This window comes from Microcystis sp. M090S1 (genome assembly GCF_020246295.1).
Classification (GTDB): Bacteria; Cyanobacteriota; Cyanobacteriia; order Cyanobacteriales; family Microcystaceae; genus Microcystis; species Microcystis aeruginosa.
Genome location: NZ_JADBTF010000334.1, coordinates 1 through 6,350, shown reverse-complemented (window position 1 = coordinate 6,350; position 6,350 = coordinate 1). Strand labels below are relative to the sequence as shown.

The window sequence follows — 6,350 nt, the reverse complement described above, 5'->3', positions numbered from 1 at the left end:
TTAAGAAAACTGAAGGCGAGAACTTACAAAGACTTAATAGAAGGGATTGAATTGGCTATGTTAGAAGTTACTCAAAAAGATATTCGCAATTGGTTTACTCACTGTTGCTACTGTACCTCATAAGTCAGAGAATTGCTATATACCTATCACTAATTATTTTATTAGGATTCACCTTTACCCTGCAGCAAACTCTCCTCTGGAGAAATATTTTAGCCACCGAAAACGAATCACCACGATTGATCCGTTATAGAAACTTTCAGGATTTATCCTATCACTTTTTAAAACATGATCAACTGTTAAAATTCCTGCAAGAAAGACAAATTTGTCAAATAAATCAAATCGATAGAAATACGGTTTACTTTATCTATGCTTCCTTAGACTTTCATTTTCTTGAACGGCAGCTTTCTTGTCATAATCCCACCACTGTTTTGATTGAATACTGTCCCCATTGTCGAGATTTTCCCAAATATTTTAAAATCATCGAAACTAATCATTAGTAACGGGTAGAATTAGAGGAGTCAGGAGGTCAATTTTTCTCTAAGGAAGTTACCCCGAATCTATAATCCTTAAAAATCAATCATCTGCAAAAATTCTCAGCTTAATATTGATAAAAGCCAATAATAAGCTGATTTTAAACCTCAAAATTGTTGATTAAATATCTTGACAAATGATCCCGATCGAGGGTATTATTGGCGTGGTTTTGGTAAAAATATCCAACAGCCAGAGACCCCCTAGACTAACTCAGTAAAATTAATTCCTCCCTATTGATAGATGAAAATCAAGAAATATCTTAAGTTCTGGAAATATCCTCGCTTAGTTGATGAACGAGAGACTTTAATTGAAGAACGAGATTCCCTCAAAGATCATCTGAAGAGTTTGAATCAAGAAAAACAAGAAATGATTCGGGAAAAAAATGCTCTTTATGAAAGATTAGGTCAGTTATCCTTAACCATTCCCGAACTGCAAGAAATTAGTCCGAAACTTCTCGATATTAGCGTGATCAAAAATAAGTCCCGCCAGTTTCGAGTCCAATTAGATGCCGAAAAAGAAAAACTGGCTCCCGACAATTTTGGCTGGTATCCTTACAACACTTTAACCAGCTTCGAGATTCTCGAATTACTATTAACGGGTAAAAACCGTTTTCTACTGGAATTAATCTCGGAAAAACCGATTGTTGATATTGGTTGTGCCGATGGGGATCTGGCGTTTTTTCTGGAATCTTTGGGCTGTAAAGTGCAGGTAGTGGACTACGCTCCTACCAACTTTAATCTTATGCAAGGGGTTAAACTGCTCAAAACTGCTCTTTCTTCCTCTGTGGAGATTCATGATGTTAACTTAGATTCCCAGTTTCTCCTTCCCGAAAAAAGCTATAGTTTAGTCATCTTCTTAGGAATTTTATACCATCTCAAAAATCCCTACTATGCCCTCGAAACCTTAGCGAAATCTGCCAATTATTGCCTGATCAGCACCCGCGTCACTAAGTTTAATACGGTGAGTAATGCCGCTAATCGAATCGATCTTTCCGCGATTCCTCTAGCCTATTTACTCGATGAACTAGAAGCAAATAATGATTCCACCAACTATTGGATCTTTTCTAATGCCGGGTTACGCCGAATTTTACAGCGAACCGGCTGGGAAATTTGCGATTATATAACAGTAGGTAATACCGAAAACTCCGATCCCGCCAGTCGTGACGGCGATGAAAGAGCCTATTGTTTAGTAAAAAGTCGTTTCTATCAAGATTAAGTAGGTAGGTGTTAAAAGTTGTCAGACACCCCCCTTATCAAGGGGGGCAGGAGGGATCCCCCCGCCTATCGGCACCCCCCTTATCAAGGGGGGCAGGGGGGATCGAACCCAAAATCTATCTTCAATTTAATTATAACTACTTACTTAGAAATGCCTAAATATCAGACCAGTCTCCTAAAAATATGAACTATCCCCCTAATCCCCTCTTAAACCGACGTAGTTTGCTGAAATTAGCGGCCCTAGCCGGAGGAAGTGCCGGACTAGCTACCCTTCTCTCCTCTCGGCTCAGTTATTCTGCCGACCAAAACCAAGCTAGTGCCGAGAATATAGAGGCAATAGAGGAATTTTTGCGGCAAATTCGCCCAGTAGATTCGCAAAATCTCCAGTGGACAGAATATAGCTTTGAAACAGTCACCGTTGATCGTCGAGGGCAAATTATCGATCGCCGTCAGGGTAGCGCTCGCTCCTGGCGCGAACCCCTAGGCAACGGCAGCGAACTAGAAATGGTAGCCATTCCGGGGGGCAGTTTTCGACGCGGCTCGAAAAATGAGGAAAAAGGCGATCATACTAGCAGTGAAAAACCAGAAAATTCCCTGACAACGGCGGCTTTTTTTCTGAGCAAATACCCGATCACCCAAGCACAGTGGCGAGCGATCGCCCAACTGCCGAAAATTAATCTCGAACTCAACCCGGCGCCCTCCTTTTTCCAAGGTGATAACTTACCCGTTGAGAGAGTCTCCTGGTACGAGGCGATCGAATTTTGTCAAAGACTCTCCCGATCCACCGGCAAAGATTACCGACTAGCGAGTGAATCACGCTGGGAATACGCCTGTCGCGCCGGTACAACCACCCCCTTTTACTGCGGGGAAACCCTCACCAGCGAGCGGGCCAATTACTTTGCCGTCTATGATCCCTACGCGGAAGAACCAGCCAGCGCCTATCTGGCCAGGACTACCCCAGTGGGCAGTTTCGCCCCCAATAATTTCGGTCTCTACGATATGCACGGCAACGTGGGCGAATGGTGCGCCGATAGCTGGCACCGGAATTACGAGGGAACCCCGCCCCTGGATGGTAGTGCTTGGTTAGACAGGGATACTCGCTTGCAGCCCCGTTATCGTTCCGCCCGTTTAGTGCGAGGGGGCAGTTGGGGCGATGAAGCTAGGCACCTACGCAGTGCCAATCGCACCTTTTGCCTTCCCGATCAACAGCACAGTGTCTTGGGTTTACGAGTCATGGCCGATAGTACCGGTTAATCAATGCTTGTGTCCGCCCAAGAGACGACAAAGGTATGGTTCAATAGGTTAGGTTCCAAAGGGCCAAAAGTATTCAGAATCTTCTGCCGTTGTCAGTGCGTCTATAGCTAAATCAACCGCGAGTGAGGTCAAATTTTTCATGAAGGTACAGCAGTCTCATCTTTTCTTAACTCCCCCCACAGGAGATCTACAGGTACCTTTATCTCCTCCTCCCCCGGACGACGGCAACTTAGAAGAAGAAAAAAATTATCCTCTCAGCCTGTCTCTAGTCATTCCCACCTACAATGAACGGCAAAATATCGTTCAATTAGTCAACATTCTCAGTCAAATACTTGACGAAGCCCTTCCCAACGATTACGAACTGATCGTTGTCGATGATAATAGTCCTGATCGCACTTGGGAAGTCGCCGCGTCTTTAATCCCTGAATATCCCCAGCTGCGAGTGCTGCGCCGGGAGGGAGAAAAAGGCCTATCCTCGGCAGTGGTACGGGGGTGGCAAGTGGCACGGGGCGACATCCTTGGGGTCATCGATGCCGATTTACAGCATCCCCCGGAAGTGTTATTAAAATTATTCGAGCAAACCAGAGCCGGAGCCGATCTCGCCCTGGCTAGTCGCCATGTGGAAGGGGGTGGAGTCAGCCAATGGAGTCTGACTCGACGCTTCCTCTCCCGGGGGGCGCAGCTGTTGGGATTAGTCATTCTGCCTAACGTGGTGGGACGGGTATCGGATCCGATGAGTGGCTATTTCATGGTTAATCGACAAGCGATCGCTGGCCCGATCTTAAACCCGATGGGCTATAAAATCCTCCTCGAAGTTATCGGTCGCGGCAATATCGACCGGATCGCCGAAGTGGGTTACGTTTTCCAAGAGCGTCAAGACGGTGAAAGCAAAGTCACCTGGCAACAATACATCGAATATATCCTGCACTTGCTGAAATTGCGTTCCCGCGGTCGTTTCGGTGGCCTGAAAAGGCGTTGGCAATTCCCCCTCGCTCGCTTTCTTCGCTTTAGTTTAGTCGGGTTTAGTGGCGTATTCGTCGATATGGCCATCTTTTATCTCCTCAGCGATCCCACTACCCTCGCTTGGGGAGTAACTCGCAGTAAGATTATCGCCGCCGAGGTGGCCATTATTAATAATTTTCTCTGGAATGATCGCTGGACTTTTGGCGATTTGTCCACTGGCCAAAATCAGTGGCAGCAGCGTCTGAAACGTTTTCTTAAATTTAATCTTATTTGTTTGGCCGGTTTGATCCTCAACGTGCTGCTCTTGAACTTTTTCTTTAATGTCTTACATATTAATCGCTATATTGCTAACTTAATAGCGATCGCTATGGTTACTGTTTGGAACTTCTGGATGAATTTAAAACTCAGTTGGCGTGTGACGGAGGTTAAACCCGAAAAGTCCGGCAAGCCATAGGAAAACCAGGGAAAACTTGGCCTCTCATCCTGCAAACCCTTTTTAACTCTCGTTCAACCGCTGGCAGCCTTAATTTTCGGGACTTAAAAGCGGCCCAAGGTCAACAGGAAACCGATTACTGGGGATTAAGTCTCAAAGAGGGGATGGAATGGCTTGATCAAAATGCCGCCGCTAATTCTACCATTGTCGTCGCTGACCCAATCTTTGCGGCGGAAATGGTACAAGACTACCAAAAAAACTTGACGATGATCGAAATGACTGCTATTCCGCCGATTTCCCTGCAAAACTACCGTATCGCCGCGATTATTCCCTGTCACAACGAAGAACTAACGATCGCTAAAGTTGTCTCCCAATTCCAAACTTTTCTGCCAGAAGCGGCAATTTATGTCTATAACAACCGCTCTACCGATGATACCGTGACGGAGGCACTCAAAGCTGGGGCGATCGTTCGTCAGGAAATCCAACCGGGAAAAGGCAATGTTGTCCGGCGGATGTTTGCCGATATCGAGGCCGATATCTATATTCTCATCGATGGTGATGATACCTACGAAATTGCGGCAGTACGACGCTTAATTGAACGAATGTTGGGGGAACAATTGGATATGGTGGTCGGTGCGCGTCGGGAAGCGGCAAAATCCTCCCAGGCTTATCGTCCCGGTCATCGCGCTGGTAATCTATTTTTAACAGGATTGGTGAAATTTCTGTTTGGAGCGCGTTTAATCGATATGCTCTCCGGTTATCGCGTCTTTTCTCGTCGTTTCGTCAAATCTTTTCCCGCTTTGTCCAATGGTTTCGAGATTGAAACCGAGTTAACTATCCACGCTTTAGAATTAAAAATTCCCTTCGCTGAAGAACCAACCCTCTACGGGGAACGTCCCGAAGGTTCCCAAAGTAAGTTAAAAACCTTTCAAGATGGCTGGCGAGTATTGGGAACCGCTATCCTACTTTTTAAAGAAATTCGTCCTTTTCTCTTTTTTAGCCTTGTCTCGCTAATTTTGGCGGTTATTTCCCTCCTCTTAGCGATCCCCGTCCTGTTTGAATACCTCGAAACCGGCTTAGTACCACGTTTTCCCACCGCTATTTTATCGGCCTCGATCATGCTTTTAGCCTTTTTAAGTTTGACCTGTGGCATGATCCTCGATTCCGTCTCCCGGGGACGAAAAGAGATGAAACGAATGGCCTATCTAGCTAACAGTTGGCTGAAAGGTTAGGGAAAAAGTTCGCTAAACATACAGGTCTAGGTCACATCTGGGGTTAAACCGTCTCTAACCGTTGCAGCACGGAGGAGGGTTTTTTGTCAATAAATTCCGCCGGCGAAATTTGATATTTAATCAGATTGGCTAATTCCTGTAGTTGGCTGATGGCTTCCGCACCTTCGAGTTTCATTAACTCTCGATCATCGCGCATTTCTGTCCAGGTGATGCCGTAATCGGACACGAGAAACCGAATTAGATGGGTTTCACCCAATCCGACCATAAAGGATGCGCTGTTCATTTGACCGCCACAGGTGTAGCAAGATGCTAGATAACCTTGATTTTCTAGTGCGATCGCTAAGGCCTGTAAATCCATGACCAAGTCTTTGACCAGTTGGCGATGCTGTTCTGCAAGTCGTTTAAACACAATGTTCCTCCTGACAACACTGCTCAATTATAAAACCTTAATACTTTTTTAAGATTCTTTTTTGAGAAAATAAGATATTTGAACCAGGTTTTTTTACGGATGTTAAGTAACAAAATGTAAAGAACCCGATACCTAGAGTAGCGTGAATTCCTGATATCGCCAAGTATATGTAGGGTCTGCTGAATAATGGTAAGCTAAACGGCTTTTACTTCGGATCACCGATATAGACTCCAAAAGGGTTATAGCTATTGGATCATGCAGGTTAAGTGCCGTTTAGCTTAAAACCCTTTTAAAATAAGGCTTTTGACCTGTTA

General features: G+C 45.2%; 6 protein-coding genes and 1 pseudogene. 6 read left to right on the top strand and 1 reads right to left on the bottom strand.

Going from position 1 to position 6,350, the window contains the following annotated elements:
* The 6 genes and pseudogenes from IM477_RS14800 to IM477_RS14775 all read left to right on the top strand — a co-directional run.
* A pseudogene (locus IM477_RS14800) lies at nucleotides 1-123 on the top strand (IS630-like element ISMae26 family transposase); the annotation flags it as partial.
* A complete protein-coding gene (locus IM477_RS14795; protein WP_287732343.1) occupies nucleotides 105-497 on the top strand; it encodes a hypothetical protein in 393 nt (130 codons plus the stop codon). The pseudogene IM477_RS14800 and the gene IM477_RS14795, both read left to right, overlap by 19 nt.
* Before the next feature lie 274 nt (nucleotides 498-771).
* Entirely contained in the window at nucleotides 772-1,746 is a 975-nt protein-coding gene (locus tag IM477_RS14790; RefSeq protein WP_287732342.1) for a methyltransferase domain-containing protein, read from the top strand.
* A 182-nt stretch (nucleotides 1,747-1,928) separates the two neighbouring features.
* On the top strand, nucleotides 1,929-2,999 hold the full coding sequence (locus IM477_RS14785) for a formylglycine-generating enzyme family protein (RefSeq protein WP_287732341.1): 1,071 nt from the start codon (nucleotides 1,929-1,931) through the stop codon (nucleotides 2,997-2,999).
* 139 nt (nucleotides 3,000-3,138) lie between these two features.
* Nucleotides 3,139-4,416: a glycosyltransferase gene (locus IM477_RS14780; RefSeq protein ID WP_287732340.1), complete on the top strand. Its 1,278-nt coding sequence runs from the start codon at nucleotides 3,139-3,141 to the stop codon at nucleotides 4,414-4,416.
* Nucleotides 4,417-4,661: 245 nt separating this feature from the next.
* Entirely contained in the window at nucleotides 4,662-5,627 is a 966-nt protein-coding gene (locus IM477_RS14775) for a glycosyltransferase family 2 protein (RefSeq protein ID WP_287732344.1), read from the top strand.
* A gap of 43 nt (nucleotides 5,628-5,670) precedes the next feature.
* Here the strand turns inward: IM477_RS14775 and IM477_RS14770 are convergent, their stop codons facing one another.
* Entirely contained in the window at nucleotides 5,671-6,036 is a 366-nt protein-coding gene (locus tag IM477_RS14770) for a DUF1815 family protein (RefSeq protein WP_002801757.1), read from the bottom strand.
* Nucleotides 6,037-6,350: the final 314 nt, after the last annotated feature.